Origin of the sequence: Burkholderia mycopellens (assembly GCF_964265025.1) — a bacterium.
Classification (GTDB): domain Bacteria; phylum Pseudomonadota; class Gammaproteobacteria; order Burkholderiales; family Burkholderiaceae; genus Burkholderia.
In genome coordinates, this window is the sequence record NZ_OZ183804.1 from 493,282 (window position 1) to 517,842 (window position 24,561).

The window sequence follows — 24,561 nt, forward strand, 5'->3', positions numbered from 1 at the left end:
CGTTTCACCGATGCATGCCGATGGTGGGTCGGCCGGTGCGGCGCAATCCGTACGCCGGGCGGTGGTGCGTTCTGGCCTGATGGGTGAACGCGGTTTCGGTCGAGTGATCGCGTGCGTCCGGCATCGACGGCACGTCGCGTCGTTCCCGGCCGATCCGGCTGACGAGCAGCCCCAGCGACGCCAGCGTGACGAGCGGCATGAACTGGAACGACAGATGCGGCACGACCACGAGGCCCGCGAGCGGCGTCAGCCACAGCAGCATCAGCCATTCGCGATCGAAACGCCGCCAGCCGTGCGTCCACGCGTAGCGTGCGTACCACGCGATCACGATGCCGTACCAGGTCAGGTCGTAGTCGTATAGATAGGGGCTGACGAGCAGGCAGGCGCACGCGAGGGTTGCGGCGCGCAGCGCGTACGAGCATGCGCCGCGCCATGCATGGACGACGGCGAGCGCCCCGAGCGCCGCGGACAGCAGCTGCAGGCCGCTGGCGACGTAGGTGGGCCAGCCCGCCAGCGCGGCCAGCGCGAACACGGTAGGCATCCGCGTGAGCTTCGCATGGCCGGCGCCGACGACCTGGTAGACATCGTGCATCCCGTGTGCGAAGGCGATCCACGAGTCGGTGCCGAACGCGAGCGCGGCGAGCGCGACACACGCGGCGATCGTCGCGGCCCACGCGGCCAGCGCACGCCACTGGCCGGCACACAGCAGCGCGAGCGGGAACAGGATGGCCATCTGTGGCTTCATCATCAACATGCCGAAGCAGATTCCGGCCCACACGGGGCGACGATTCAGGAGCAGCAGGCCGAGGCCGCCGAGCGTGGCGGTAAACAGGCTGGTTTGCCCGACGACGATGGTCACGAATGCGGCAGGGAAGGCCAGCGCGCACAGCCACGCGGTGCCGCGCTGCACGGTCGAATGCATGACGACGGCGAACAGCGCGTACGTAACGCCGAGCCAGAGCGTGACCGCCAGCGTGTACGGAAGCCAGCCGAGCGGCATGACCAGCAACAGCATGCTGGGCGGATAGAGCCACAGGAGCACGCCGTCCTCGAGATTGATTCCCGGAACGGCGAGTTGCTGGATCGCAAACAGCGCGTTGAAATGCCAGACGTCGGCGGCACGCCCGTGCGCGGCGAGCCAGGCCGCGCTCCAGATCGCGGAGAAATCCTGCGACAGCGGGACCAGCGAAGCGCCATGCTGCAAGTACAGCCGGGCGATGTAGATGCCGACGCACAGCAGTTCGGCCAGCAACGCCCCGCCGGCATAGACGCGCACGCGCTCGCGATTGAGCCAGTGAGGGTAACGGCGCGGGCCCGCGATCGGGAGTTCCGGATGGACATCCGTCGCAGGATGGGCGTGGCGAACGGAAAGGGGCGTCTTCATCGCGAATTCCGGGGCGAGTGCCGCACCGTGCGGCGAACGACGACGAACAGCACGGCAAGCAGGACGACCGGGCCGATCTGCGGCAGCTTCATCAACCGGTTCAGCATCTCGAAGATCGGCAGCAGCCAGGCGAGCACGATCACCGCCTGGTCGCCGGGCCGCCAGCCTTCCTCGAAACCAAGGGCGATCAGGCAGAAGATCGCGATCCCGAGCCAGGTCAGTTCGTAGTGCCACAGATAAGGCGTAGTCAGCAAGGTGGCGACGGAGAGTGCGGCGCCGCGCAAGCGCATGTCGGGCGTGCGGCGCCACACGTCGACGGTCGCCGCGATGGCGAGCAGGGCGACCGCCGCCTGCGCGGCGAGCGCGACCGGCACCGACATGCCTGCGAGGCGCAGCGCGGCGAACGGCGTCGGCGACGCGAGCCAGTACGACGGCAGCATGAAATGCTGGTCGCGCACCGTCGACACGGCCTCGCCGAGCCCATGCAGCGCGCCGGCCCCGGTCAGTGCGATCCCGGCCGCCGCGAACAGCGTCGCGCTGATTGCCGCTGCGCCGAACGCGCGCCACGCACGCGCCGCGATCAGCGCGAACGGGAACACGACGGCCAGTTGCGGCTTGATCGCGAGCAGCCCGATCAGCACGCCGGCCGCGACCGGGCGCTTGCCGAGCAGATGCAGCGCGAGTGCGGCGAGGCCGGCGGTCAGGATGCTGTTCTGGCCGAACAGTGCGGACAGGCACACCGCCGAATACGCGATCACGACGAGCGCCGCGGCGCGCGGCACGGGAAGATGCGCGCGCAATCCCGACAACCGCGAGATGGCGAACGCGTAGCATAAAAGACTGCCCGCGGAAAAGAGAACGTAAGCGGGCAGGAAAGGCACAAGGGCAACCGGCGCGATGAACAGCAACATCGTCGGCGGATAGAGCCAGGGAAGCGGCCGATGCTGCAGATACGCACCGAAGTGCGCGGATTCGGCCTGCAGGAATGACGAGGCGTCGTAGGCCGATGCGGCATGGCCTTGCAACACGAGATGCGATGCGGTCCAGAACACGGAGAAGTCGATACCCGGGCGAACCGTGTCGCTCGAGGTAAAGCCATCGGACACGACACCCCACACGATCGCCAACGCGACGAAGAGCATCAGCATGATGCAGCTGTACGGAATGATCCGGTCGGCTGTCAGCCATTGAGCACGGCGCATGGCGCGAACGCGCGTCCAACGATCGGCTGTGTACATGATTCCCCGTATGTGTGTAGAGGCTGCCTGGCGTGTCGCAGCCGTTCGATGTTGTCGTGCCTGCGGATCGAATCGCGCTCAAATGGCGCTGTCCGGTGAATTCATTGTTGAAGAAAAAACCGCGTGATGCAAACCGCTCACTGAAAGCCGGTATCTGGATTGACCGATGACGCAGGTGAAAACCGCGTTTTCCGGGTTGAAAAATCGATGCGGCGGCATTTCATGTTTCTGCTTTGAAACATTCGGCCATTTTGACCGGCGCCGCATCCTGCCGGCGGCATGACACGCAGGCCGCTTCGCGCGTTCGGGAAAGTCCCGAGTAAAAATTTTTGACCCTTTGCGCAGCGCGGCGGCGGGCATTCCGGCTTACGACGCTTGCGGGAAAACCTATGTCAAATTTGAAACATTTCGCGTATCGGGCCCCGGGCCGGGGAACGCTGGCATCGCCGGAACCCTTGATGCGCCTCGATTTCGCTCCGGGTGGCCCGCTCTTTGCGTAAGCGTTGGCACGGCAGTCGACGAGGTGACGACCAGGCGGTTCCGGCAAAGAGCAGATGGAACCCGCTTCGGAATCACCTGCGGAACGGCGGGCCGGAGCGCGTCGGGGAATACGCAGCTCCAGGTCGATCAACCGCACGAGCTTTCGTCGAATGACCCATGAGGCCCGGTATCGTCAGGGCAATAAGAAATTGGCATGGCCAAAGACGGGGAATAAAAATGAAAGACCACAGCACATCGCGGCTCGCAAACCGCGTCAAAGACACATTGCAGCTTTGCGGGGAGTTGCTCTCCCGTTCAACTGGATTCCATGCGTCGAACGGCAGTCGTGCCGTTCAGGTCGATCGGATCGTCCGGTTCATCCGGCCGGTCGCACCGTACACGCCTCTCTCGCGCTCTGCCTCACTGATACCCGTTCGCACGGACAGGGGTGTGCATCCCCGTTCCCGCGGCTGAGCGGCGCGTTCCGATTTTTCGAGTAGTGCCGGTGGTGCCCGTCCCGACGTCCTGAAGGACGAAGGGTAATTCGTAGCAGTCCGAAAGGAGGTTATTTATGTCAAGAGTCATCGAAAAGATCGCCTGGTTCGCTCAGGATCAGGGCGGCGTGACGGCCATTGAATACGGCCTGATCGCGGCACTGATCGCGGTCGGCATCGTCGTTGCGTTGACGGCGATCGGTACGGACCTGTCGACCGTGTTCAGCACGATTGCCTCAAGTCTGGACTCGGCGGTAACAGCACTTTGATGGACGGTACGACGAACGGCGCATCCGAATCGCTCGTCGGCACCACACGGCATCAACACCCGCTCTCGACGTATCGATGCAAGGTCATCCGACCAGCCGGCACGCGAGGGCTTTGAAAGTCACCACGCAAGGAGATCATCATGTCCAAGTTCATTCAACAAGCCGCCCGTTTCGTTCGCGATGAAGACGGCGTGACCGCCATCGAATACGGCCTGATCGCCGCACTGATCGCAGTCGGCATCATCGTGGCAGTCACCGCGGTCGGTACGCAACTCAAGACCGTGTTCACCACGATCGCTGCCGACCTGACCGCGGCCGTTTGAGGCCGTTGACAAGCAGAGCGTGCGGACGGCTCGGCCGGTGCAGCGTTCGAGCCGCTCCCACGCATCTGATCACCCGGTACCGGAGACCATCATGCAAACCAGGGCGCGTATCGCAAGCCTCGGGATCGGCGACGAGCAGGGCATGGCGTCGATCGAGTATGCGTTCCTCGCTGCGACGTTGGCCGTCGCGGTGCTGGGCATCGCAATCACGCTGAAAGGCTCGCTTGCCGATACGTCCGTGGTGATCGCAACGGCCGTCCTGGCCGCCGCGGCTACCGCGCTGGCGATGGTTTCCTGATCCTTCGATTCGCTCCGCGAGGTTCGCCATGTTACCCGTTGCGCCGCCTTACCCGATTCCGTTGTGCGTGACGCTGCTCGCGGTCGTCGCGGCCGGCACGGACATCGCGGCCCGCCGCATTCCGAATCGCCTCGTCGCGCTCGGCCTCGCCGGTGCGCTGGCCGCCCAGTGCCTGCTGCACGGCGTCCTGGCAGGCGCGCTCGGCTGGCTCGCCGGCGCGGCGACCGGTTTCGCGCTGCTGGTGCCGTTCTACCTGTTGCGCGGGATGGCGGCCGGCGACGTGAAGCTGATGCTCGCGATCGGTGCGTGGGTCGGCGCGGAAATGACGCTTTACATCGTGCTGGCCACCTTCGTGGCCGGCGGGATCGGCGCACTCGCGGCCGTGCTGTTGCGCGGGCGGATGCGCCAGATGTGGGCGAACGTCCGCGCGCTGCTCGCGCGGCACGCGCGAGGCACGCGTGCGGAGGCCGCCGACGGCTCCGCGGCAATCACGTCGGTCGGCTCGCTGCCGTATGGCGTCGCGATCGCGGCCGGCACGCTGGTCATGCTGTTTGCGTCGTACGCGTAGCGCGACGCACCCGCAACGAGGATGGAACGACCATGAACACGACTCATACCGAACCGAGACGCGACGCGCAGGTCGCCCATCTGCCCGATCCGTTGCCGTCGCGGGAGGCGCGTACGAAGCTGGGCGCGCAGCTGCCGGCGGCGCCGCGCTCGCTCGACGAAACGGGACTGAGCAAGACGTTCGTTGCCGGGCTCGTGCTGAAGTCGACGCTGATGCTCGGCCGCCCGTCGTACGGCGACCTGGTCGAGCGGCACTGCCTGCCGCTCGCGGTACTCGATGACGTCTTCGCGTTCCTCGTGCGTGAGCATCTCGTCGAGCTCACGCATCGCGGTGCGACCGATCTCGACGTGACGTTCCGCCTGACCGACGCGGGCCGTGTCAGTGCGCTCGAGGAACGGGCGCGCAGCGGCTACAGCGGGCCCGCGCCGGTGCCGCTCGACGCGTATCTCGCGTGCGTGGCCGCGCATTCGGTGCGCAAGCTGCACGTCGGCCAGAACGACGTGTGGGCCGCCTTCGAAGGCATCGTGATCGACACGTCGGTGCTCGACGCCGCGGCCGCGGCGCTGAACGCGGGCCGCCCGCTGCTGATCTATGGCCCGGCCGGCAGCGGCAAGACCTTCCTCGCCGAGCGGCTCGGTTCGCTGATGCACGGCTACGTGCCGGTGCCGCACGCGGTCTGCGCGGCCGGCGAAGTGATCCAGGTCTACGACCCGCTCGTGCATGTCGACGCGGCATCGCAACCCGGCGGCCAGTCGGTCGATCGCCGCTGGCGCCTGTGCCATCGGCCCGTCGTGATGTCCGGCGGCGAACTGACGCTCGACGAGCTCGACCTGCGCCGCGACGAAGCCGCCGGCTTCTACCAGGCGCCCCCGCACATGAAGGCGAACATGGGCATGTACGTCGTCGACGATCTCGGCCGCCAGCGCGTCGAGCCGCGCGACCTGCTCAATCGCTGGCTGCGCCCGCTCGATCGCGGCGTGGATTTCATGACGCTCGAATCCGGCAACCGCTTCGTGCTGCCGTTCGACGTCTGGCCGGTGTTCTCGAGCAACCTGTCGCCGGAGCAGCTGGGCGACGACGCATTCCTGCGCCGCCTCGGCTCGAAGCTGCACGTCGGCGCGCTGTCGATCGACGACTACCGCGCGGTGTACAACGCGGCCTGCGCATCGCTGGGGCTCGTATCGGCGAGCGATGCGTTCGACTACCTGCTGCATCGGCTGCATCTGCCGACCGGCAAGGCGTTTCTCGCCTGTTTCCCGGCGGACCTGCTGCGTCTCGTGGCCGCCGGCGCGCGTTACCGCGGCGATCCGCCCGAAGTGACGCACGACGCGCTGTACGACGCATGGGCGAGCTATTTCGGCGCGGTGCCTGAACGGGACGGCTGCCATCCGCCGCCCATCGAGCGCGGCGGGCGCACCTACGTCACCGGTTGAGCCGTTTCTTTCACGATTCGTCGAGGAGCATTGCCATGAAAAACAGTCGAGCGGTCCTGATGCTGGTCGTAGCGATGGTCGCGGGTCTTGCCGCGGTTGTGTTCGCGTCGCACTGGCTGATGCAGACATCCACGAGCTCGGTCACGCCGGTTGCGGTGGCGGCCGTCGACCTGAACCTGGGCGAACCGCTCGGGCCGAACCAGATCCGCATGGTGAGCTGGCCGGCGGGCAGCGTGCCGGCCGGTGCGTTCACCGATACCAAGGCGCTCGAAGGGCGCGTGGTCCGCACCAGCCTGTCGCGAGACGAGCCGGTGATCGAATCGAAGCTCGCGCCGGTCGGCACGAAGGGCGGGCTGTCCGCGGTGATCTCGGATGGCAGCCGCGCGATCACGGTGCGCGTGAACGACGTGGTTGGCGTCGCGGGCTTCGCGCTGCCGGGCAACTACGTCGACGTGATCGTCAACACGCAGGAACAGCAAGGCAAGACCGACGGGCAGAGCATCTCGAAGATCGTGCTCGAGCACATCCTCGTGCTCGCCGTCGCGCAGCAAGTGAGCCGCGACGACACGGCGCCGAAGGTCGTCAACGCGGTCACGCTGGAAGTCACGCCCGACCAGGCCGAACGGCTCGACCTCGCGCGCAGTGTCGGCACGCTGTCGCTCGTGCTGCGCAACCAGGTCGACCAGAAGACGCTGAACACCGGCGGTGCGACCAAGCTGACGTTGCTCGGCAAGGAGCCCGCGCCCGAAGCGCCGCCGGCGCCGGCCCATGTGCGGACGGTACGCGTGCACGTCGCATCGCACGCGGCGCCGGAAGTACGGCGCGACTGCGTCGGCGTGCTGACGGGCGTGAGGGGCAGCGTCGAATGCTTCTGACGCAGGCGCACCCATCCAGACAAACAGATCGGCCGTCAGTGAGACACGGCGGCCTTGGAAGTCGATAACCGGCGCAGCGCCGGACTCTCGGGGGATCAGACGAAATGAAGCTCAAACCGCAATGCACAGGTACCGGGCCGCTGCGTACACGCGTCGCACGGGGCACGATGATGGCCGCGATCCTCTGTTCAGGATGGCTGACCGTCTATGGCGCACTGGCGCAGGAAGGCGTCGAAGCGGGCGCGCTGACGAAGGGCGGCGCCGGCGCGCCGGCCACCATCGGCAAGGGGCCGATGCAGATGACGATCAGCATGGGGCCGGTCGCGGCCGCCGCGCCCGCCGCGTCGGCGGGACCGCTGCGCGGGCCGAACTGCGTCGGCGCCGTGCGTGATTCGACCAGCATCAGCGTGCCGCTCGGCAAGTCGCTGCTGGTGCCGATGCCGGAGCCGGTCCGCAATCGGACGATCGGCAATCCGGCCGTCGCACAGGCCACGATGGTGTCGCCGCAGACGCTGTACATCCTCGGGCTGTCGGTCGGCACGACGAACATGATCGTGCAGGGCAGGAGCGGCGCATGCCGCGTGATCGACGTGGCGGTCGGCGCGGATGCCGGCGGCCTGCAGGCGTCGCTGCAGCAGCTGATGCCGAACGAGCGCGATATCCGCGTGACGACCGCGGCCGGCACGATCGTGCTGTCGGGCACCGTGTCGAGCTCGCAGGCCGCGCAGCAGGCCGTGCAGATCGCGCATGCGTATGGCGACAGCGCCGGCGCCGGCGACCCGGCCGCGGGCGGCAAGCAAAGCGGTGGCGGTGTGCTGAACATGCTGGCCGTCACGTCGCCGCAGCAGGTGATGCTCGAGGTGAAGGTGGCCGAGGTGTCGAAGACGCTGATGAACCAGATGGGCAGCGCGCTCAACATCCAGGGCGGGTTCGGTTCGTGGAGCGGTGCGCTGGTCAGCAACCTGCTCGCGGGCGTCGCAAGCGGAATCGCGTTCAGCAAGGCGAACAACAAGCCGTTCAACCTCGCGGCCGACGCGCAGAACACCGACAACCTGGTCAAGATCCTCGCGGAACCGAATCTTGTGACGATCAGCGGCCAGGAAGCGACGTTCCTCGCCGGCGGCAAGATCTTCATCCCGATCCCGCAGAGCAGCGGCAACGGCACGTCGTCGATCACGCTGCAGGAAGAGGAGTTCGGCGTCGCGCTGAAGTTCACGCCGACCGTGCTGGCGAACGGCCGGATCAGCCTGAAGGTGGCGCCGGAAGTGTCGGAGCTGTCGCAGACGGGCGTCACGCTGAGCTCGACCAACATCGGCGGCACGTCGATCCTGCCGCTGATCACGACACGGCGCGCGTCGACGACGGTGCAGATGAGCGACGGCGAATCGTTCGCGATCGGCGGGCTGATCAAGGACAACGTGACAGGCGCGCTGAAGGCGCTCCCGGGCGTGGGCGAAATGCCGGTGCTCGGCGCGCTGTTCCGCAGCACGTCGTTCCAGCAGGACCGCACCGAGCTGATCTTCCTGATCACGCCGCACCTGGTGAAGCCGCTGCAGACCGCCGACGTGCCGCTGCCGACCGACAGCTTCTCGAAGCCGAACGAAGCCGACGTGTATGCGACGGGCAACATGGAAGGCCGCGGCGGGGTTCGCAAGCCGGGTGCACAACCGTCGAACGGCGCAGCTGCCGCTCCGCAGGCACCGGCGCAAGCGCCCGCACCGGCACCGGCGCCGCAATCGGAAGCGCCGGCCGGCCAGGCCGCCGCGCTGCCCGCACCGCGCGCCCCGCAGGGCTCGGACGCGCAGCCGCCGGTACCGGCCGAACCGCAGAAGACGCCCGCGCCGGTGGCGGCCGCCGCGCCGCAGCACGACGCGGCCGGCGCAGCCAACGCGGCCCGCGTCGCGCACATCGAAGCCGCCGCCGCGCGCCTTGCGGCGGCCGGCCGCGACGCACCGGCCGCGCCGGCGGGACCGAAGCAACGGATCCCGGCGGCCGCCCACGCGCAGATCGCCCGCTCGGAATCCGAGTCCACCGATCGTTGATGCCATCCCAAGGGGACACTCATGAAATCCGCCTACCTCGTATTCGTGCGCCGCGCGGCGCTCGCCGCACCGCTCGCCTTCGCGCTTGCCGGCTGCATGTCGTCGACCCCGGTGTGGGACACCCGCTTCGGCCAGTCGGTCCGCGCCGTGACGCAGGCCCAGATCATCGATCCGCATGCCGCCGAACACGCGGCCGCGACGACGGTGGTCGACGGCAGCGCGGCTGCTTCGGCGCTCGACAACTACGACAAGTCGTTCAAGCAGATCGATCCGCCCGTCAACGCGTTCGTGATCGGGGTCGGCAAGGCCACCCAGTAACGACGGCACGCTCAGGGAGAACGCCATGAACAGCGCAGTTCGCTATCCGAAAGCCATGCGTCGCAGCCGGCATCGCCAGCGCGGTGCCGTCGCGATCATCGTCGGTCTCGCACTGGCGGTGATGATCGGGTTCGTCGGCCTCGCGCTGGATCTCGGCAAGCTGTACGTCACGCGCAGCGAATTGCAGAACAGCGCCGATGCGTGCGCGCTGTCGGCTGCGCGTGACCTGACAGGGGCCATCAGCCTGTCCGTGGCCGAGGCCGATGGCATTGCCGCCGGCCACCTAAACTTCGTGTTCTTCCAGAACCAGTCGGTGCAGTTGTCGACGAATGCGAACGTCACGTTCAGCGATTCGCTTACCGATCCGTTCCTGACGAAGAACTCAGTCACGACGCCGGCAAACATCAAGTACGTGCAGTGCACCGCGTCGCTGAGCAACATCGCGAACTGGTTCATCGAGGTGCTGAACGTGCTGCCGGGCACGAAGCTCGCGAACGCGGCGACCGTGTCGGCCAGCGCGATCGCGACGGTCGGCGGCGGGCAGACGACCTGCGCGATTCCGGTGTTCGTGTGCCGCGCGACCGGCGCGCCATCCTACAACGTCGGCGACTGGATCACGTCCCTGTCCGGTTCGTCGACGACCTACGGGCCCGGCAACTTCGGCTGGGCCGCGCTCGACGGCTCGACGAACGAACCGACCATCGCGAGCGAGCTGTCGGGCAACACCTGCAACATCACGAGCCCGCCGGACCTCGGTTCGACCGGCCTGAAGTCGGCGTCGCTGCGCGCCTGGAATACGCGTTTCGGCATCTATACGAACGGTGCGAACGGATCGAGCGGCCAGCCCGACTTCACCGGCTACGCGTATGTCGGACCGAACTACGGGCCGCCCGGAACGGCCGGCATCAAGGGCGACGCGTACACGCAGTTCGTGACCGACCGCACCAACTTCAAGCCCTACCAGGGCGACGGCACGCCGCCGGCCGGCAGCGGGATCGCAACCAACGGCACCGCGACGGCAAGCAACTACCAGACCTACGGCGGCGACCGCCGCGTCGCGCTCGCCCCGGAAGGCGACTGCTCGTCGCTGAACGGCGCCAGCGGCAAGGTGCACGTCACGCAATGGGATTGCGTGCTGATGCTCGACCCCTTGCCGTTCAGCCCCGGCAAGGGCGGGATCGTCGCACACCTCGAATACCTCGGCTCGTCGGTCTCGGGCAACAACCCGTGCGCGACGCACGGGATGCCCGGCAGCGGCAGCGCGTCGGGGACCCAGGTTCCGATGCTCGTCCAATAGCGGAGAGACGACCATGAACAAGCACCCGTTTCGCCGTTCGCGCACTCGTGGCGTGGTTGCCGTCGAGTTCGCGATCGTGCTGATGCCGATGATCCTGCTCGCGACCGGCGTGGCCGAGTTCGGCCGCGCGATCTACCAGTACGAGACGCTGACCAAGGCGACGCGCGATGCGGCGCGCTACCTGTCGGTCTGGTTGCCGACCGACAGCGCGTATCCGGTGTCGGCGGCGCAGTGCCTCGTCGTCTACGGCAGCACGACGTGCGGTGCATCCGGCACCGAGCTCGTGCCCGGTCTCACGACGTCGATGGTGACCGTCTGCGACGCGCAGCACACCACCGGCTGCAACGACACGTCCGACCCGTCGCAGTTCGCGAACCTGCCGACTTACGACGCGAACAACAACGCGGCGAGCGGTACCGCGACGGGCGCCATCAACGTCGTCGAAGTGAAGATCAAGGGCTACAAGTACCAGCCGATCCCCGTGTACCCGGGGATCACGTCGATCACGTTCGGCAACATCGTCACCGTGATGAGGCAAGTGTCATGAACGCGCGCCGTTTCCCGCTGTCACGCCGGCGCGGCCAGCGCGGCTCGGCACTCGTCGAGTTCGGGCTGATCGCTTCGATCCTGGTCATGCTGCTGATCGGCATCTTCGAATTCGGCCGAGTGCTGTTCTACTGGAACACCGCAAGCGAAGCCGTGCGCCTCGGCGCACGCACGGCGGTGGTCTGCGACGTCAACGCCGCCGGCGTCGCGAAGCGCGTGACGGCGCTGCTGCCGCTGCTGTCGAACGCAAACGTGTCGGTGAACTACTCGCCGGCCAACTGCGACGTGACCTCATGCTCGTTCGTGACCGTGAGCGTCACGAACGTCACGGTCAAGACGATGATCCCATTCATGAACGTCTCGGTGACGATGCCGCCGTTCACGACCACACTGCCGCGCGAAAGCCTGACCTCCGCGACCGGCGGCGCCAACTGCAATTGATCGAACAGGCGAGGCACACGACATGATCAACATCCTCGTAGCTTCCGACGACACCGCGCGCCTCTCGCAGATCGCGCGCCTCGTGGCCGACTGCGGACGCTATCGCGCCACGCGCGCGAACGGCCGCCCGTCGCAGATCGAGCATCGCACCGACGGACTGGACGCGTTCGACATCCTGCTGGTCGACGGCACGTCGCTCGACGCATTCGAGCTGGCGGCAATCGAGCGGATCTGTCGTGCTCACGCCGGGCTGACCTGCATCCTCATGACGGCGGACACGTCGCCGCACGTGCTGCTCGACGCGATGCGCGCGGGCGCACGCGACGTGCTGCAGTGGCCGCTCGACACGCAGGCGCTTGGCAATGCGCTCGAACGCGCGGCCGCGCAAAGCACGCGGTGCGACACCGACGATACGCGGATCGTGTCGTTCATGTCGTGCAAGGGCGGGTCCGGCACGAGCTTCGCGGCCAGCAATGTCGCATTCGAGATCGCGGAGGGCTTCAAGCGCCGTGTGCTGCTGATCGACCTGAACCAGCAGTTCGCCGACGCGGCCTTTCTCGTCAGCGACGAAACGCCGCCGTCGACGCTGCCGCAGCTGTGCGCGCAGATCGAGCGGCTCGACAGCGCGTTCCTCGATGCGAGCGTCGCGCACGTGACGGAGAACTTCCACGTGCTCGCGGGCGCCGGCGATCCGGTCAAGGCTGCGGAGATGCGTGACGACGCGCTCGAATGGATCCTGGGCGTTGCCGCGCCGCGCTACGACTTCGTGATCTTCGACATCGGCGTTGGCGTGAATCCGCTGTCGATGGTTGCGCTGGATCGCAGCGACCAGATCGAGCTCGTGATGCAGCCCACGATGCCGCACGTGCGCGCCGGCCGCCGGCTGCTGGAGATTCTCGTGTCGCTCGGCTACTCGACCGACCAGATGCGGCTCGTCCTGAACCGTGCGACGCGCACGAGCGACCGGACCCGTACCGCGCTCGAGGAAGTGCTCGGCCTGAAGGCCGCCTGCACGATTCCCGACGACGCCGACACCGTGCTCGAAGCGATCAACCAGGGCCATCCGGTGTCGCGGCTCGCACGCGGCGCGGCGGTCACGCGTGCGCTGCAGGGTTACGCGAAACAGCTCGTCGAAGGGGAGGTGCGCGCGGGACCCGGCGCCGTGCGCAGCGAACCGCTGATGTCCAGGCTTTTCGGCCGCAAGGTCACGCCGAAGCTCAAGTCCATGTAATTCTTTCGGGGAATCGATCATGTCATTGCGCGAACAGATGTCGTTGCACCGGACCCCGCCGCTGGCGGCGGGCAGCGAGCCGGCCGGCCCGGCTCATTCGTCGGTACGCGACGCGTACCAGAAACTGCGCCGCGAAATTCACCTGGCCGTGCTCGAGCGCGTCGAGCTGGAGCGCCTGTCGCGGATGCAGCAGGATCAGGTCCGGCAGGAAATCGCCGCGCTGATCTCGCGCATCCTCGACGACGAACGGATGCCTGCGAACGATATCGAACGGCGGCAGCTCGCGATCGACGTGTATGACGAGATGTTCGGCTTCGGTCCGCTCGAAGTGCTGCTGCGCGACCCCGGCATTTCCGACATCCTCGTGAACACGTACCGGCAGGTCTATGTCGAGCGCAGCGGCCAGCTCGAACTCACCGACGTGACGTTCTACGACGACGCGCACCTGATGAAGGTGATCGAGAAGATCGTGTCGCGTGTCGGGCGCCGCATCGACGAATCGAGCCCGATGGTCGATGCGCGGCTGCCGGACGGCTCGCGCGTGAACGCGATCATCCCGCCGTCGGCGATCGACGGGCCGCTGATGTCGATTCGCCGCTTCGCGGTCAACCCGCTGAAGATGGACGACCTCGTGCGCTACCACAGCCTGACACCGCCGATGGCCGAACTGCTCGACGCGCTGTCGCGCGCGAAGGTGAACGTGCTGGTATCGGGCGGCACCGGCAGCGGCAAGACGACGCTGCTCAACATCCTGTCCGGCTTCATTCCGCGCAACGAGCGGATCGTGACGATCGAGGATGCCGCCGAGCTGCAACTGCAGCAGCCACACGTGCTGCGGCTCGAAACGCGCCCGCCGAACATCGAGGGCAAGGGCGAGATCACGCAGCGCACCCTGGTGCGCAACGCGCTGCGGATGCGCCCGGACCGGATCATCCTCGGCGAAGTGCGCGGCGCCGAAGCGCTCGACATGCTCAATGCGATGAACACCGGCCACGAAGGCTCGCTCGCGACGATCCACGCGAACACGCCGCGCGACGCGCTGACGCGGCTCGAGAACATGATCAGCATCTCCGGCCTGGCGCTGCCGCCGAAGACGATGCGCCAGCAGATCGCGTCGGCGATCTCGGTGGTCGTGCAGGCGGCGCGGCTGACCGACGGCAAGCGCAAGATCGTCAGTATCCAGGAGCTGACCGGGATGGAAGGCGACATCATCAACATGCAGGAGATCTTCACGTTCAAGCGCACGGGCGTGGACCGCGACGGTACGGTGCGCGGCCACTTCTGCGCGACGGGTGTGCGGCCGAAGTTCGTCGAGCGGCTGCAGGGGTTCGGCATCAACCTGCCGGATGCGCTCTACGATCCGTCGCAGCGTTACGAGACGAACTGACGACATGGCGCCGTTTGCTGCCGGGGAGGCCGCATGAACACGATCTTTTACGCCTTTGTGATTCTCACGTTCGTCGCGGTCGTGCTGACGATCGAAGGCGCGTATCAATGGTGGAACGCGCGGCACGGCACCGCCGCGCGCCGGATCGAGTCGCGGATTCGCGCGATGTCGGCCGGCGGCAACGTGCAGCAGGAGCGGCTGTCGATCCTGAAGAAGCGGATGCTCGACGAGTCGAAGCCGTTCGATCAGTGGCTGCTGCGCGTGCCGCGCGTGCATGCGCTCGATCTCCTGATCCAACAATCGGGCCTCGACTGGACGCTGCCGAAGCTGATGGTGCTCAGCGCGGTGTTCCCGGCGCTCGCGTGGCTGGCGTTGAGCTTCGCCACGTTGCCGCAACTGGCCGCGCTGCCGATCGCGCTGTTTGCAGGCTGCCTGCCGACGATGTACGTGATGCGCGGCCGCAGGCGGCGCATGCGCAAGCTCGAACGGCAGTTGCCGGATATTTGCGACATGATTTCGCGCGCGCTGCGTTCCGGTCATTCGTTCACGAGCACGCTCGGGATGGTGAGCGAAGAGTTTCCCGATCCGATGGGCGGCGAGTTCCGGATCACGTTCGACGAGGTCAACTACGGCGTGTCGCTGCACGACGCGCTGATGAACCTCGCGACACGCGTGCCGGTGCAGGATCTGCGCTACTTCGTGATCGCGGTGCTGATCCAGCGCGAGACCGGCGGCAACCTGGCCGAGCTGCTCGACAGCATCTCCGCGCTGATCCGCGAGCGCTTCAAGCTGTTCGACAAGGTGCGCGTGCTGTCGGCGGAAGGGCGGCTGTCGGCGTGGATTCTCGGGCTGCTGCCGTTCGGGACCGCGGGGGCGATCGCGCTGCTCAACCGCGAGTTCCTGTCGGTGCTCTGGGAGGATCCGGCAGGGATCAGGATGATCGGCGTGATGCTGGTGTCGATGGCCTTTGGTCTGCTCTGGATCCGCCGAATTGTCCGCATTCGCGTCTGACGCGCCAATCGAATCACGAACCGTTGCGAGGCTGTCATGCCAAACCTGAGCGTAGTCCACGCCGTGATGCTCGGCGGCTTGTTCCTCTTCGTGGCCGGCGGCGCGCTCGTCGCGATGCTGCTGTTCGCGCCGCGCAATATCCAGCGCCGCATCCAGCAGGCCGGCGGCGCCGGCGTGGCTTCCGGCGACGGCGACGACATGGCGTCGCGCTGGGTCGCGAAGCTGGTGGAGCTGTCCACCCCGATCTCGAAGCTGTCGGTGCCGAAGGAGGGCTGGGAGAGTTCGCCGCTGCGCGTCCGGCTCATGAATGCCGGCTGGCGCAACCCGAGCGCGGCCGCGCTGTATTTCACCGCCAAGACGGTACTCGCGCTCGCGTTGCCGTGCGCGGCGCTGCTGGTGCTGATCACGACCCGGCTCGGCGACGAGCGCGCGATCCTGTCGGTGATCCTCGTCGTGCTGGCCGGGTTCGGCTATTACATTCCGAACATCGTGCTATCGCAGCGGATCAAGGTGCGCCAGCAGAAGATCTTCGAGGATTTTCCGGACGCCCTCGACCTGCTTACCGTGTGCGTCGAAGCGGGGTTGGGGCTCGACGCCGCGCTGATGAAGGTGAGCGAGGAGCTGCGTTTCAGCAGCGAGGTGGTCTCGAGCGAATTCGACCTGATGCTGCTCGAGATGCGCTCCGGCTTCACGAAGGAGGCGGCGCTGCGCAATCTCGCGCTGCGTACCGGCACGGAAGACATCGAGTCGTTCTGCGCGATGCTGATCCAGGCCGACCGGTTCGGCACGAGCATCAGCGAATCGCTGCGCGTGCTGTCGGACATGCTGCGCACGCGGCGCCGGATGCGCGCGGAGGAGCGGGCCGCGAAGATCGCGCTGAAGCTGCTGTTCCCGCTGATCTTCTGCATCTTTCCGTCGCTGATGCTGGTGCTGCTCGGGCCGGCGATGATTCACGTCTATCGCGTGCTGCTGCCGACCTTCGTCGGGATGTCGCCGTGAGCGGCGAGCCGGCGTCATGCCGGGATCGACGCGATCGCCTGAATCGTCGATAAAGGTTCTGCGTGCCGGACGGCCACCCCCGCCGGCCGGCACGGTAACGGGCTTCATGGAAGCGCCCTCACCAGGCGGCGCCGCGAGACAGGTTGACCATAGCGGCGTCAAGGCATCCTGGGCCCATGGTCGACCATGGAACTAGCCGTAGTCCACAGCCTGATCGGCTGCCCCCTACTGCTAACCTGAATGCCGGCGACGTTTGCCGGCATCGCGTTGTGCGCGATGACGCGGAGGCGGCGGATCGCGGCCGGCGCTCCAGCGCCTCTCGAACGCCATCGCGGCGATGACAGGATCGGCGCCGCGCGATAACCTGAACGTTGCCGACGACGGTCCCGACGTGCCGCGTCGGCGCTTCCGGATCGACAAGGCCGTCTATGACCCGTTGTGTAACGGCGAGCGTATCCGCATCGCGTTCGTGCCGATCTCCGGCCGCGTGCTGGAGATCGGGCCGGCTACGTAACGGCATCTGATCTGAATCCGGGAGGATTCGCGGCGCGGGCGGTGGAAGGACGCATGGCCCGCCATGCGGCAGAAAAATCCGATCCGCACGATTGTTTCGCCGGTCATGTCAATCGCATCGATACCTTGAGTTTCATCATCCAGCGCGCTACATTGCCGCTCGCAGATTTCCGCACGGACTCCTGCTCATTTTGTAATGCGTACGTAAGGAACCCCGATGCGGCAACAGGCGGAAGGCAACGACGACAATCCCGGCAGCCCGGCCGGCCGCGACGCACTCGCGCCGGTCGCAGGGGCCGCCGCGTTGCTGGTCGTCGCGCTCGGCACGCTGGGCGCCGTCGACGTCCTGCCCGCGGATCTGCGCTGGTGCGCGCCGCTCGCCAGCGCATGGTGCAACGTGCTCGTCGTCGCGATCGGCGTGCTGCTCGCCCACCGTGCGCGCCGCCCTCTCCCGGAAGGGACGGCCATCACGCTGATCGGCGACTGGCTGCGCAGCGCGTTCAGCCGCAAGCAGGAGCCGGAGCACGACGACAACCCGTGGCCGGCGATCGCCGCCGCGATCGACTGGCGGCCGTGGGCCGTCGCCGCCGGCGGCGTGCTCTCCGCCGCGCTGGCCGCGCTCGCGTGGCAGCCGCCGTCGCCCGCGATGCTGGTGCGCGCGATGGCGGCGCCCGAACCCACGCTCGCGGCCGGCGCGGCCTGCATCGTCCTCGCTTTTCTGACGCTCGTCGCCGAGCGCCATCATGCGGCGGCGGCCAGCGGTTCGGCGGTGTCCGCGTCGCTCAAGCGGGTGCTGCGCGTCGCGCTCGTCACCGCGCTCGCGGGTGCGCTCGCCGCCGCCTGGTTCGCGTTCCGGCACCGCACCGCAGACTGGCTCGTGCATGCGGTCGCGCTGCTCAATGCAGCCGTCGCCGCGGAACTGGCGCTGCGCGGCGTGCTGACGTGGTTTGCGGTGCCGCGCGGCGCCGTCGTGCCGACCAGCGCGATCGCCGGGCTGCTGAGCCGGCGCCCGTCGCCGTTCGCGTCGCTCGGCGCGGAGCTGCGCCATCGTTATGGCATCGATCTGCGGCAGAGCTGGGGCTGGCGCAGCTTCGTGCGGCTGCTGCCTGCCGCGCTCGCCGCCACCGCAGCGTGTGCATGGCTGCTCACCGCCGTCGTCGTGCTGAACCCGGAGCAGCGCGCCGTCTATGAACGGTTCGGCGCGCCGGTCGCGGTCTGGCAGCCGGGCCTGCACGTCGGCCTGCCCTGGCCGTTCGGGCGCGCGCGCATCGTCGACAACGGCGCGGTGCACCAGGTCGCGATCGCGGGCAGCGCGAATGACGGCAGCGCCGATACGTCGCCCGTGCCGGCCGACGGCCCGACCCCCGAACGCATCGACCGTCTATGGGATGTGCCGCATCCGTGGGAAACCACCCAGGTGATCGCCGGCGCGAACGGCGACCGCCAGAACTTCCAGATCGTCAACGCCGACGTGCGGGTCGACTACCGTCTCGGCCTGACCGATGCCGATGCGCGCGCGGCGCTCTATCGCACGATCGACCCGGAAAGCACGGTGCGCACGAGCGCCAATCGCGAACTCGTGCACTACCTCGCGTCGCATACGCTCGAATCGCTGCTGGAAACGAACCAGGCCGCGATGGCCGACCAGTTGAAGCGCGCGATCCAGCAGCAGCTCGACCGGCTGCAAAGCGGGGTCGACGTGATCGCGGTCGTGATCGAGAGCGTGCATCCGCCGACCGGTGCGGCCGCCGCCTTCCACGACGTGCAGGCCGCGCAGATCCGCGCGCAGGGTAGCGTCGCGCAGGCGCGCGGCTTCGCGGCCGGCCTGCTCGGCAACGCGCAGCAGCAGGCGCTCGAACGGGTCGCGCACGCTGAAGCGCAGGCCGGCGACACGGTGTCGTCGGCGCGCGTGCAGCAGATCGATTTCGACGCCGACCTGGTCGCGTACCGGCTCGGCGGCCCCGCGTTTCCGTTCGAGTATTACCTCGACCGGCTGCAGCGTGGGCTGAGCAACGCGCGCATGACGATCATCGACGACCGGCTTGCCGACGGCACGCGGGCGACCGTCGATCTTCGCAACACGCCTGCCGGCGATCTGGCCGGCATCCATTGACATGTCGCGGCATTATCCGCGCGGGCGGCGCAACACGGCGGCAGGCCGTGCCGCCGCCCCGCACGCGGGCGACGCCGCACCCGGGGCGACATCGTGAGTCTGTTTCATTCGCACGCGCATGATCATGCGCACCACGGCCACGGCCACCATCATCACGCGCATCACGGCGCACCGCAGCCGCCCGGCGCGTTTCGCCTGCGCGTCGCCATCGCGCTGCTGTGCGTGCTCGTCGCGCTCGCGGTCGCAAGCTTCGTGCAGGTACGCGCCGGCGAGGCCTCGGTCGTCACGCGGTTCGGGCGGCCCGTGCGCGTGCTGCTCGAACCTGGGCTCGCGTGGCGGCTGCCTGCACCGATCGATGCGGTGACGCCCGTCGACCTGCGCCTGCACACCACGTCGAGCGGCCTGCAGGACGTCGGCACCCGCGACGGGCTGCGCATCATCGTCGAGGCTTACGTCGCGTGGCGCGTGCCGGCCGATGCGCGCGACATCGGGCGTTTCATGCGTGCGGTCGGCAACGAGCCGGACGAAGCGGCGCGGCAGATCCGCTCGCTCGTCGGCTCCGCCTTGCAGACGACGTCGGCCGGATACGATCTCGCGTCGCTCGTGAACACCGATCCGGCCCAGGTGAAGATCGGCGAATTCGAGGACGCGCTGCGCCGGCAGATCGACGCGCAGCTCTATGCGGCGTACGGCGTGCGGGTCGCCCAGGTCGGGCTCGAACGGCTCACGCTGCCGGCCGTCACGCTTGCCGCGACGGTCGACCGGATGAGCGCCGAACGCGAGACCGTGGCCGCGCAGCGTACCGCGGACGGCAATCGCGAGGCCGCGCAGATCCGCTCGGACGCCGAGCGCGACGCGCGCATCGCACTGGCCGACGCGAACGTGAAAGCGGCCGGCATCGAAGCGCAATCGCGCAAGGACGCGGCCGACATCTATGGCAAGAGCTACGCGGGCAACCCGCACCTGTACACGATGCTGCGTTCGCTCGACACACTGAACGCGGTGGTCGGCACCAATACGAACCTGATCCTGCGCACCGACGCCGCGCCGTTCCGCGTGCTCGTGCAGGGGCCGGGCGACGCGTCGGGGCAGGCCGCACCCGCGCCCAACGCGCACAAGGCCAGGCGATGAGCGAACCGTCCGCACCGCCGCTGGGGCCGGGCGCGCAGGCCGTGCGCCTGTCGTTCTGGTTCGTCGCCGCGCTCGCGGTGCTCGCCGCGTGCGCGTGGGCCGGCTCGAACATCCGGCGGATTCCGGCGGACAGCCGCGCGGTCGTGATGCGCTTCGGCGCGCTCGTGCGCACCCAGGACGCCGGGCTCGTGCTCGCCTGGCCGCAGCCGTTCGAATCGGTCCTGCTCGTGCCGGGCGCCGCGCGCGTGCTCGAACAGCGGATCCGCTCGCTCGATCGTGATCCGCGGGCGCTCGCGCCGTCCGCGCAGGGTGTCGCGCGGCTGCCCGACGCGCTGGCCGGTTCCGGCTACGTGCTGACCGGTGACGGCGGCGCGGTCGCGTTGAGCGCGGTGCTCTATTACCGGGTCAGCGATCCATACGCGTACGTGCTGCAGCGGGACCGTCTCGACGCGGCGCTCGAGCGGATCGTCTCCGCGTCGGCCGTCGAGGTCGCGGCGAGCCGCGATCTCGACGCGATCCTGGTCGCGCGCCCCGAGCAACTCGCCGCCGACCGGCAGATGGCCGCGCGTCGCGAACGCTTGCGCGGCGATCTCGCCGATGCGATCGCGCGGCACCTGCGCGCCCTCGACGCGGCGCACGCGGGGCTCGGCGTCGAAGTCGCGCGCGTCGACGTGCAGCCCGCGTTTCCCGGTGCGGCCGCCGACGCGTTCAACGCGGTGCTGACGTCGCTGCAGGTCGCCGAGCGGACCATCGCCGAAGCGCGCACCGCCGCCGAACAGCGGCGGCAGGATGCGCAGCAGGATGCCGACCGGATCATCCAGGACGCGCAGGCCCACGCGGCCGAACGCGTCGCCACCGCGCAGACCGACACGCTGGAAATCCGGCAACTCGATGCGACGCTGCGCGAGAACGGCGATCCGGGGCTGCTGGCGCGGCTGTATCGCGATCGCGTGCAGCGCGTGCTGTCGAAAGCCGGGCGCGTGACGACGATCGATCCGCACGACACCTCGAACCTGATCCTGCCCGGAAACGCCCGATGAATTCGTTCGCCGAACCGGCCGTGCAGCCGGACGCCGCTCCCGCCGGCAAGACGGTCTACGCGCTGTCCTCCGACGAGCGCCGCACGATCACGCGGCAGATCGCGCTGGCGCTGCTCGCGGGCGGCCTGCTCGTGCTGTCGTTCGCGTGGCGCATGCTGGCGCCCGGCGGCGACACGCTTGCACAACTGCTCGCCGCGCTCGCGTCGCTGATCGTCGCGGGGCCGGTGTTCGCGAGCGCGTGGCACAGCCTGCGCGCGCCGAGCCTGCACGGCGTGACCGATCGCCTGATCGCGCTCGCGATGCTGGCCGCATGGGCGATCGGCGACATGACGACGGCCGCGCTGCTGCCGATCGTGATGACGTTCGGCCATGCGCTCGAAGAGCGCAGCGTGCTCGGTTCGCAGGAAGCGATCCGCGCGCTCGGCCAGTTGACGGCCGGCCGCGTGCGCCGCATCGACGCCGACGGCAGCGTCACCGAAGTCGCGTATGACGCGCTGCGTGCGGGCGACCGCATCGAAGTGGTGGCCGGCGCGCGCATTCCGGTCGACGGCATCGTGACGGCGGGCGCGTCGAGCGTCGACAACGGGCCGATCACCGGAGAATCGGTGCCGCACGACGTCGATTCCGGTAGCACGGTGTATGGCGGCGCGCTGAATCTCGACGGCGTGCTGCGTATCGACGTCACCCACACCGGCAAGGATTCGACGCTCGGCAAGATCATCGCGCTGATGCAGCACGCGGAGCAGGCGAAACCGCCCGTCACGCAGGTGCTCGAGCGGCACATGGGCGCGTATCTCGCGCTTGTCCTGCTGATCGCGGCGATCGTCTGGTTCACGTCCGCGAATGCATCGGCGATGCTCGCGGTCATCGTGGCCGCGTGCCCGTGCGCGTTGGTGCTCGCGGCGCCGTCCACGGCCATTGCCGGGATCGCGGTCGGCGCGCGGCACGGCATCCTGTTTCGCAATGCCGCGTTCCTCGACAAGATCGCCGAGGTCGATTCGCTCGTGATCGACAAGACGGGCACGCTCACCCGCGGGGAATTGCAGGTCCGGCAGGCGTGGCTGCAGCCCGGTGTCGACGCCGCGCAGGCGCGTGCGCTGGCCGCGCGCCTTGGCGAAAGCAGCGCGCACCCGGCAAGCCGGGCGCTCGTTCGCGATGCCGCCGCGTTCGGCGTCACCGGCGCGGCCGTTGCGCCGTTCGAACGCACGCGGGAATTGCGTGGGCTCGGCGTCGTCGCCGACACGCCGGACGGCACGGCCGTGCTCGGTCGTCCGGCACTGCTGGCCGACCACGTCGGAGGCTTGCCTGCCGCCCCGGAAGGATTCGACGGGCCGCTCGTCGGCCTCGCGCTCGGCGGGCGGCTGCTCGCATGGTTCGGGTTCGCCGACACGATGAGGCCCGACGCGCGCGAAGCGCTCGCCGAGTTGCGGGCGCTCGGTCTGGCGCGGCAGACGCTGCTGACGGGCGACCTCGAGCGCGTCGCCAGCAAGGTCGCGGCCGAGACGGGCATCGAGACGGTGGTCGCGCAGGCGCTGCCGCACGACAAGCTCGACTACGTGATGCGCGAGATCGGCGCGGGCCTGCATCCGCTCGTCGTCGGCGACGGGCTGAACGACGTGCTGGCGATCAAGGCCGGCTCGACGAGCATCGCGATGGGCGAGCGCGGCGTCGACATCGCGATTGCGTCGGCCGATGTCGTGCTGCTGGGCGACGACCTGAAGCGGATTCCGACCTGCATCCGCCTTGGCCGCCAATGCCGGCGCACCGCGACGACCAACGCGGCGATCGGCCTCGCGTGGACGCTCGCGGTGATCGCGCTCGCCGCGACCGGGATGCTCGGCGCGGTGTGGGCGGCGATCCTGCACAACGTCGGCACGTTCATCGTGATCGCGAATGCAGGGCGGCTGCTGCGGATCGACGAGGACGTTCGCGGCACGTGAGCGGAGTGTAAAGAGGCGCCGTCGCCGTTTGCCGCATGGTAGAGCGTGGGTCACTGACCGCTTGCGATCGTGTTGTCGATGGTAGGCAATCCATCTACGACGTCCCTGAGAATCGAGAGGCATATCGGCGACGACGCTTGCTATGCTCTGAAATTCTTTCCCAGGTGCTCCCCAAGTGAGAAGTATTGACGAAACACGTAGTACAGCGGATGCCATCGCTCGATATCGATTCGATCTTCGGGGGATAGCAGTTCGGCATGCACGTGTATCCGTAGTGCCTTAAGCTCGGCCGCAATCATCGCGTCAGCCTCGTTACCTATCCGATGGATGCGGACCAGGCTCGCTTCAATCTGTATCGGGCATTCAGCGACTCGCATTGGAGCGATGCGTTCGCTAGCTTTCGTAGTGAGTCCTGCACGCTTGAATTTGTCGCGTTCGAATCGATACCCCATCTGCTTCTTTGTATCAGGCATGGCTTCAGATCCGGAAGTTGCTGCGATGGCCTCGACGTTCGCCCAAAGCGGTGCGTCTGGCAAGTTGAGTACCAACTCTTCGCATCGTTCCAGATTGCGGCGGCATTGACCGGTTTCGCTCAAACCAATCACTAACGTATTGGACAGCGCCCAGTAGGATGAGATCGGGCTAAGATTGGTGGTGCCGTCTGGATTCAGGCTGGAAACGAGGGCGACAGGTGTGCCGAAATATAAAACGGGGAGGCTGATGCTGCGAGTTTCCATGATAGTCGAAGGAGTGTTTTCACCTCCCATTGTCGACATCATCTGGGCCACATCGTTTCAGTGCTTCATGAAACGTCAATGCATATCGGCAGGCCTCTTCCAGGGTAACGGCGCGTCGTAGCCGTCAACGGCTTTCGCCTGCGGCAGACGCTGGAACAGCCAGGTAAGGTAGCGGTGGGGGGCGATACGATCGCTTCGGCTTCGTTGAACAGACCAGGCCGATCCGAGTCTCGTGCCTCGCCCTTTGCGCCGAACAGTTCGCGGCGGTATGCACGCAGCCGTTCCTCGGCGAGATCGCGCTCCGCCGTGACCGGGCGTAGCGCACCGCGGATCTCTTTATGTTCACACTGCAGCGATTCGTACGCCTCGCGTATCGCGAGCAGCGCGGTGAGTTCGTCGACGATGATGGAGATATAGGCGCCGGCACCGGCGGCACCGACACACACGGGTGCC

Annotated in this window: 25 protein-coding genes; 20 read left to right on the forward strand and 5 right to left on the reverse strand. The window is 67.8% G+C overall.

Going from position 1 to position 24,561, the window contains the following annotated elements; all coding sequences use genetic code 11:
• Positions 1-4: 4 nt before the first annotated feature.
• From ACPTTC_RS36160 to ACPTTC_RS36170, 3 genes are all read right to left on the reverse strand, one after another.
• Complete coding sequence (locus ACPTTC_RS36160; protein ID WP_423396110.1) at positions 5-1,384, reverse strand: glycosyltransferase family 87 protein; 1,380 nt, start codon at positions 1,382-1,384, stop codon at positions 5-7.
• Positions 1,381-2,622 carry a glycosyltransferase family 87 protein gene (locus ACPTTC_RS36165; protein WP_423396111.1) on the reverse strand — a complete coding sequence of 414 codons (1,242 nt, stop codon included), beginning with the start codon at positions 2,620-2,622 and terminating at the stop codon, positions 1,381-1,383. The genes ACPTTC_RS36160 and ACPTTC_RS36165 overlap by 4 nt, the downstream gene beginning before the upstream one ends.
• A 78-nt stretch (positions 2,623-2,700) precedes the next feature.
• On the reverse strand, positions 2,701-2,982 hold the full coding sequence (locus ACPTTC_RS36170) for a hypothetical protein (RefSeq protein ID WP_423396112.1): 282 nt from the start codon (positions 2,980-2,982) through the stop codon (positions 2,701-2,703).
• A gap of 691 nt (positions 2,983-3,673) precedes the next feature.
• Between ACPTTC_RS36170 and ACPTTC_RS36175 the strand changes: the two genes are divergently transcribed.
• From ACPTTC_RS36175 to ACPTTC_RS36270, 20 genes are all read left to right on the forward strand, one after another.
• Positions 3,674-3,865 (forward strand): Flp family type IVb pilin, encoded by a 192-nt coding sequence (locus tag ACPTTC_RS36175; protein ID WP_423396113.1) that lies wholly within the window; start codon positions 3,674-3,676, stop codon positions 3,863-3,865.
• A gap of 140 nt (positions 3,866-4,005) precedes the next feature.
• A complete protein-coding gene (locus tag ACPTTC_RS36180; protein WP_089444318.1) occupies positions 4,006-4,188 on the forward strand; it encodes a Flp family type IVb pilin in 183 nt (60 codons plus the stop codon).
• A 91-nt stretch (positions 4,189-4,279) separates the two neighbouring features.
• Positions 4,280-4,486, forward strand: a complete 207-nt coding sequence (locus tag ACPTTC_RS36185) for a Flp family type IVb pilin (RefSeq protein ID WP_423396114.1) — start codon at positions 4,280-4,282, stop codon at positions 4,484-4,486.
• A 28-nt stretch (positions 4,487-4,514) separates the two neighbouring features.
• Positions 4,515-5,054, forward strand: coding sequence for an A24 family peptidase (locus ACPTTC_RS36190; RefSeq protein WP_423396115.1), 540 nt, complete (start codon positions 4,515-4,517; stop codon positions 5,052-5,054).
• A gap of 32 nt (positions 5,055-5,086) precedes the next feature.
• Positions 5,087-6,487, forward strand: coding sequence for an ATP-binding protein (locus ACPTTC_RS36195; protein ID WP_423396116.1), 1,401 nt, complete (start codon positions 5,087-5,089; stop codon positions 6,485-6,487).
• A gap of 35 nt (positions 6,488-6,522) precedes the next feature.
• Positions 6,523-7,362 (forward strand): Flp pilus assembly protein CpaB, encoded by an 840-nt coding sequence (gene cpaB, locus ACPTTC_RS36200; protein WP_423396117.1) that lies wholly within the window; start codon positions 6,523-6,525, stop codon positions 7,360-7,362.
• Positions 7,363-7,466: 104 nt separating this feature from the next.
• The gene (locus ACPTTC_RS36205) at positions 7,467-9,404 is read left to right on the forward strand and encodes a type II and III secretion system protein family protein (RefSeq protein WP_423396118.1); all 1,938 of its coding nucleotides are present in this window, start codon (positions 7,467-7,469) and stop codon (positions 9,402-9,404) included.
• A gap of 21 nt (positions 9,405-9,425) precedes the next feature.
• A complete protein-coding gene (locus ACPTTC_RS36210) occupies positions 9,426-9,722 on the forward strand; it encodes a hypothetical protein (protein WP_423396119.1) in 297 nt (98 codons plus the stop codon).
• A 25-nt stretch (positions 9,723-9,747) separates the two neighbouring features.
• The gene (locus tag ACPTTC_RS36215; protein ID WP_423396120.1) at positions 9,748-11,019 is read left to right on the forward strand and encodes a pilus assembly protein TadG-related protein; all 1,272 of its coding nucleotides are present in this window, start codon (positions 9,748-9,750) and stop codon (positions 11,017-11,019) included.
• A 13-nt stretch (positions 11,020-11,032) separates the two neighbouring features.
• The gene (locus ACPTTC_RS36220) at positions 11,033-11,566 is read left to right on the forward strand and encodes a TadE/TadG family type IV pilus assembly protein (protein WP_423396121.1); all 534 of its coding nucleotides are present in this window, start codon (positions 11,033-11,035) and stop codon (positions 11,564-11,566) included.
• Complete coding sequence (locus ACPTTC_RS36225; RefSeq protein ID WP_423396122.1) at positions 11,563-12,006, forward strand: TadE/TadG family type IV pilus assembly protein; 444 nt, start codon at positions 11,563-11,565, stop codon at positions 12,004-12,006. Before ACPTTC_RS36220 ends, ACPTTC_RS36225 begins: the two co-directional genes overlap by 4 nt.
• A 22-nt stretch (positions 12,007-12,028) precedes the next feature.
• On the forward strand, positions 12,029-13,237 hold the full coding sequence (locus ACPTTC_RS36230; protein ID WP_423396123.1) for an AAA family ATPase: 1,209 nt from the start codon (positions 12,029-12,031) through the stop codon (positions 13,235-13,237).
• Between the two features lie 19 nt (positions 13,238-13,256).
• Complete coding sequence (locus ACPTTC_RS36235; protein WP_423396124.1) at positions 13,257-14,624, forward strand: CpaF family protein; 1,368 nt, start codon at positions 13,257-13,259, stop codon at positions 14,622-14,624.
• A 33-nt stretch (positions 14,625-14,657) separates the two neighbouring features.
• Positions 14,658-15,635 (forward strand): type II secretion system F family protein, encoded by a 978-nt coding sequence (locus tag ACPTTC_RS36240; protein ID WP_423396125.1) that lies wholly within the window; start codon positions 14,658-14,660, stop codon positions 15,633-15,635.
• A 36-nt stretch (positions 15,636-15,671) separates the two neighbouring features.
• Positions 15,672-16,634 (forward strand): type II secretion system F family protein, encoded by a 963-nt coding sequence (locus tag ACPTTC_RS36245; protein ID WP_423396126.1) that lies wholly within the window; start codon positions 15,672-15,674, stop codon positions 16,632-16,634.
• Between the two features lie 337 nt (positions 16,635-16,971).
• Positions 16,972-17,148, forward strand: coding sequence for a hypothetical protein (locus tag ACPTTC_RS36250; protein WP_423396127.1), 177 nt, complete (start codon positions 16,972-16,974; stop codon positions 17,146-17,148).
• Between the two features lie 216 nt (positions 17,149-17,364).
• On the forward strand, positions 17,365-19,260 hold the full coding sequence (hflK, locus tag ACPTTC_RS36255) for a protease modulator HflK (RefSeq protein ID WP_423396128.1): 1,896 nt from the start codon (positions 17,365-17,367) through the stop codon (positions 19,258-19,260).
• Positions 19,261-19,353: 93 nt separating this feature from the next.
• Entirely contained in the window at positions 19,354-20,391 is a 1,038-nt protein-coding gene (gene hflC, locus ACPTTC_RS36260; RefSeq protein ID WP_423396129.1) for a protease modulator HflC, read from the forward strand.
• Positions 20,388-21,431 carry a protease modulator HflK gene (hflK, locus tag ACPTTC_RS36265; RefSeq protein WP_423396130.1) on the forward strand — a complete coding sequence of 348 codons (1,044 nt, stop codon included), beginning with the start codon at positions 20,388-20,390 and terminating at the stop codon, positions 21,429-21,431. Before hflC ends, hflK (ACPTTC_RS36265) begins: the two co-directional genes overlap by 4 nt.
• Entirely contained in the window at positions 21,428-23,371 is a 1,944-nt protein-coding gene (locus ACPTTC_RS36270; RefSeq protein ID WP_423396131.1) for a heavy metal translocating P-type ATPase, read from the forward strand. The genes hflK (ACPTTC_RS36265) and ACPTTC_RS36270 overlap by 4 nt, the downstream gene beginning before the upstream one ends.
• 140 nt (positions 23,372-23,511) lie before the next feature.
• Here ACPTTC_RS36270 and ACPTTC_RS36275 read toward each other — a convergent pair whose 3' ends face one another.
• Together ACPTTC_RS36275 and ACPTTC_RS36280 are read right to left on the reverse strand one after the other, a co-directional pair.
• Entirely contained in the window at positions 23,512-24,108 is a 597-nt protein-coding gene (locus ACPTTC_RS36275) for a flavin reductase family protein (RefSeq protein WP_423396132.1), read from the reverse strand.
• 65 nt (positions 24,109-24,173) lie between these two features.
• Positions 24,174-24,554 carry a hypothetical protein gene (locus ACPTTC_RS36280; protein ID WP_423396133.1) on the reverse strand — a complete coding sequence of 127 codons (381 nt, stop codon included), beginning with the start codon at positions 24,552-24,554 and terminating at the stop codon, positions 24,174-24,176.
• Between the last annotated feature and the right edge of the window lie 7 nt (positions 24,555-24,561).

Coding starts and splice junctions, on each gene's coding strand:
- ACPTTC_RS36160 (WP_423396110.1), bottom strand. CDS start 1,384: ATGAAGACGCCCCTTTCCGTTCGCCACGCCCATCCTGCGACGGATGTC.
- ACPTTC_RS36165 (WP_423396111.1), bottom strand. CDS start 2,622: ATGTACACAGCCGATCGTTGGACGCGCGTTCGCGCCATGCGCCGTGCT.
- ACPTTC_RS36170 (WP_423396112.1), bottom strand. CDS start 2,982: ATGCCCGCCGCCGCGCTGCGCAAAGGGTCAAAAATTTTTACTCGGGAC.
- ACPTTC_RS36175 (WP_423396113.1), top strand. CDS start 3,674: ATGTCAAGAGTCATCGAAAAGATCGCCTGGTTCGCTCAGGATCAGGGC.
- ACPTTC_RS36180 (WP_089444318.1), top strand. CDS start 4,006: ATGTCCAAGTTCATTCAACAAGCCGCCCGTTTCGTTCGCGATGAAGAC.
- ACPTTC_RS36185 (WP_423396114.1), top strand. CDS start 4,280: ATGCAAACCAGGGCGCGTATCGCAAGCCTCGGGATCGGCGACGAGCAG.
- ACPTTC_RS36190 (WP_423396115.1), top strand. CDS start 4,515: ATGTTACCCGTTGCGCCGCCTTACCCGATTCCGTTGTGCGTGACGCTG.
- ACPTTC_RS36195 (WP_423396116.1), top strand. CDS start 5,087: ATGAACACGACTCATACCGAACCGAGACGCGACGCGCAGGTCGCCCAT.
- cpaB (WP_423396117.1), top strand. CDS start 6,523: ATGAAAAACAGTCGAGCGGTCCTGATGCTGGTCGTAGCGATGGTCGCG.
- ACPTTC_RS36205 (WP_423396118.1), top strand. CDS start 7,467: ATGAAGCTCAAACCGCAATGCACAGGTACCGGGCCGCTGCGTACACGC.
- ACPTTC_RS36210 (WP_423396119.1), top strand. CDS start 9,426: ATGAAATCCGCCTACCTCGTATTCGTGCGCCGCGCGGCGCTCGCCGCA.
- ACPTTC_RS36215 (WP_423396120.1), top strand. CDS start 9,748: ATGAACAGCGCAGTTCGCTATCCGAAAGCCATGCGTCGCAGCCGGCAT.
- ACPTTC_RS36220 (WP_423396121.1), top strand. CDS start 11,033: ATGAACAAGCACCCGTTTCGCCGTTCGCGCACTCGTGGCGTGGTTGCC.
- ACPTTC_RS36225 (WP_423396122.1), top strand. CDS start 11,563: ATGAACGCGCGCCGTTTCCCGCTGTCACGCCGGCGCGGCCAGCGCGGC.
- ACPTTC_RS36230 (WP_423396123.1), top strand. CDS start 12,029: ATGATCAACATCCTCGTAGCTTCCGACGACACCGCGCGCCTCTCGCAG.
- ACPTTC_RS36235 (WP_423396124.1), top strand. CDS start 13,257: ATGTCATTGCGCGAACAGATGTCGTTGCACCGGACCCCGCCGCTGGCG.
- ACPTTC_RS36240 (WP_423396125.1), top strand. CDS start 14,658: ATGAACACGATCTTTTACGCCTTTGTGATTCTCACGTTCGTCGCGGTC.
- ACPTTC_RS36245 (WP_423396126.1), top strand. CDS start 15,672: ATGCCAAACCTGAGCGTAGTCCACGCCGTGATGCTCGGCGGCTTGTTC.
- ACPTTC_RS36250 (WP_423396127.1), top strand. CDS start 16,972: ATGACAGGATCGGCGCCGCGCGATAACCTGAACGTTGCCGACGACGGT.
- hflK (WP_423396128.1), top strand. CDS start 17,365: ATGCGGCAACAGGCGGAAGGCAACGACGACAATCCCGGCAGCCCGGCC.
- hflK (WP_423396130.1), top strand. CDS start 20,388: ATGAGCGAACCGTCCGCACCGCCGCTGGGGCCGGGCGCGCAGGCCGTG.
- ACPTTC_RS36270 (WP_423396131.1), top strand. CDS start 21,428: ATGAATTCGTTCGCCGAACCGGCCGTGCAGCCGGACGCCGCTCCCGCC.
- ACPTTC_RS36275 (WP_423396132.1), bottom strand. CDS start 24,108: ATGGAAACTCGCAGCATCAGCCTCCCCGTTTTATATTTCGGCACACCT.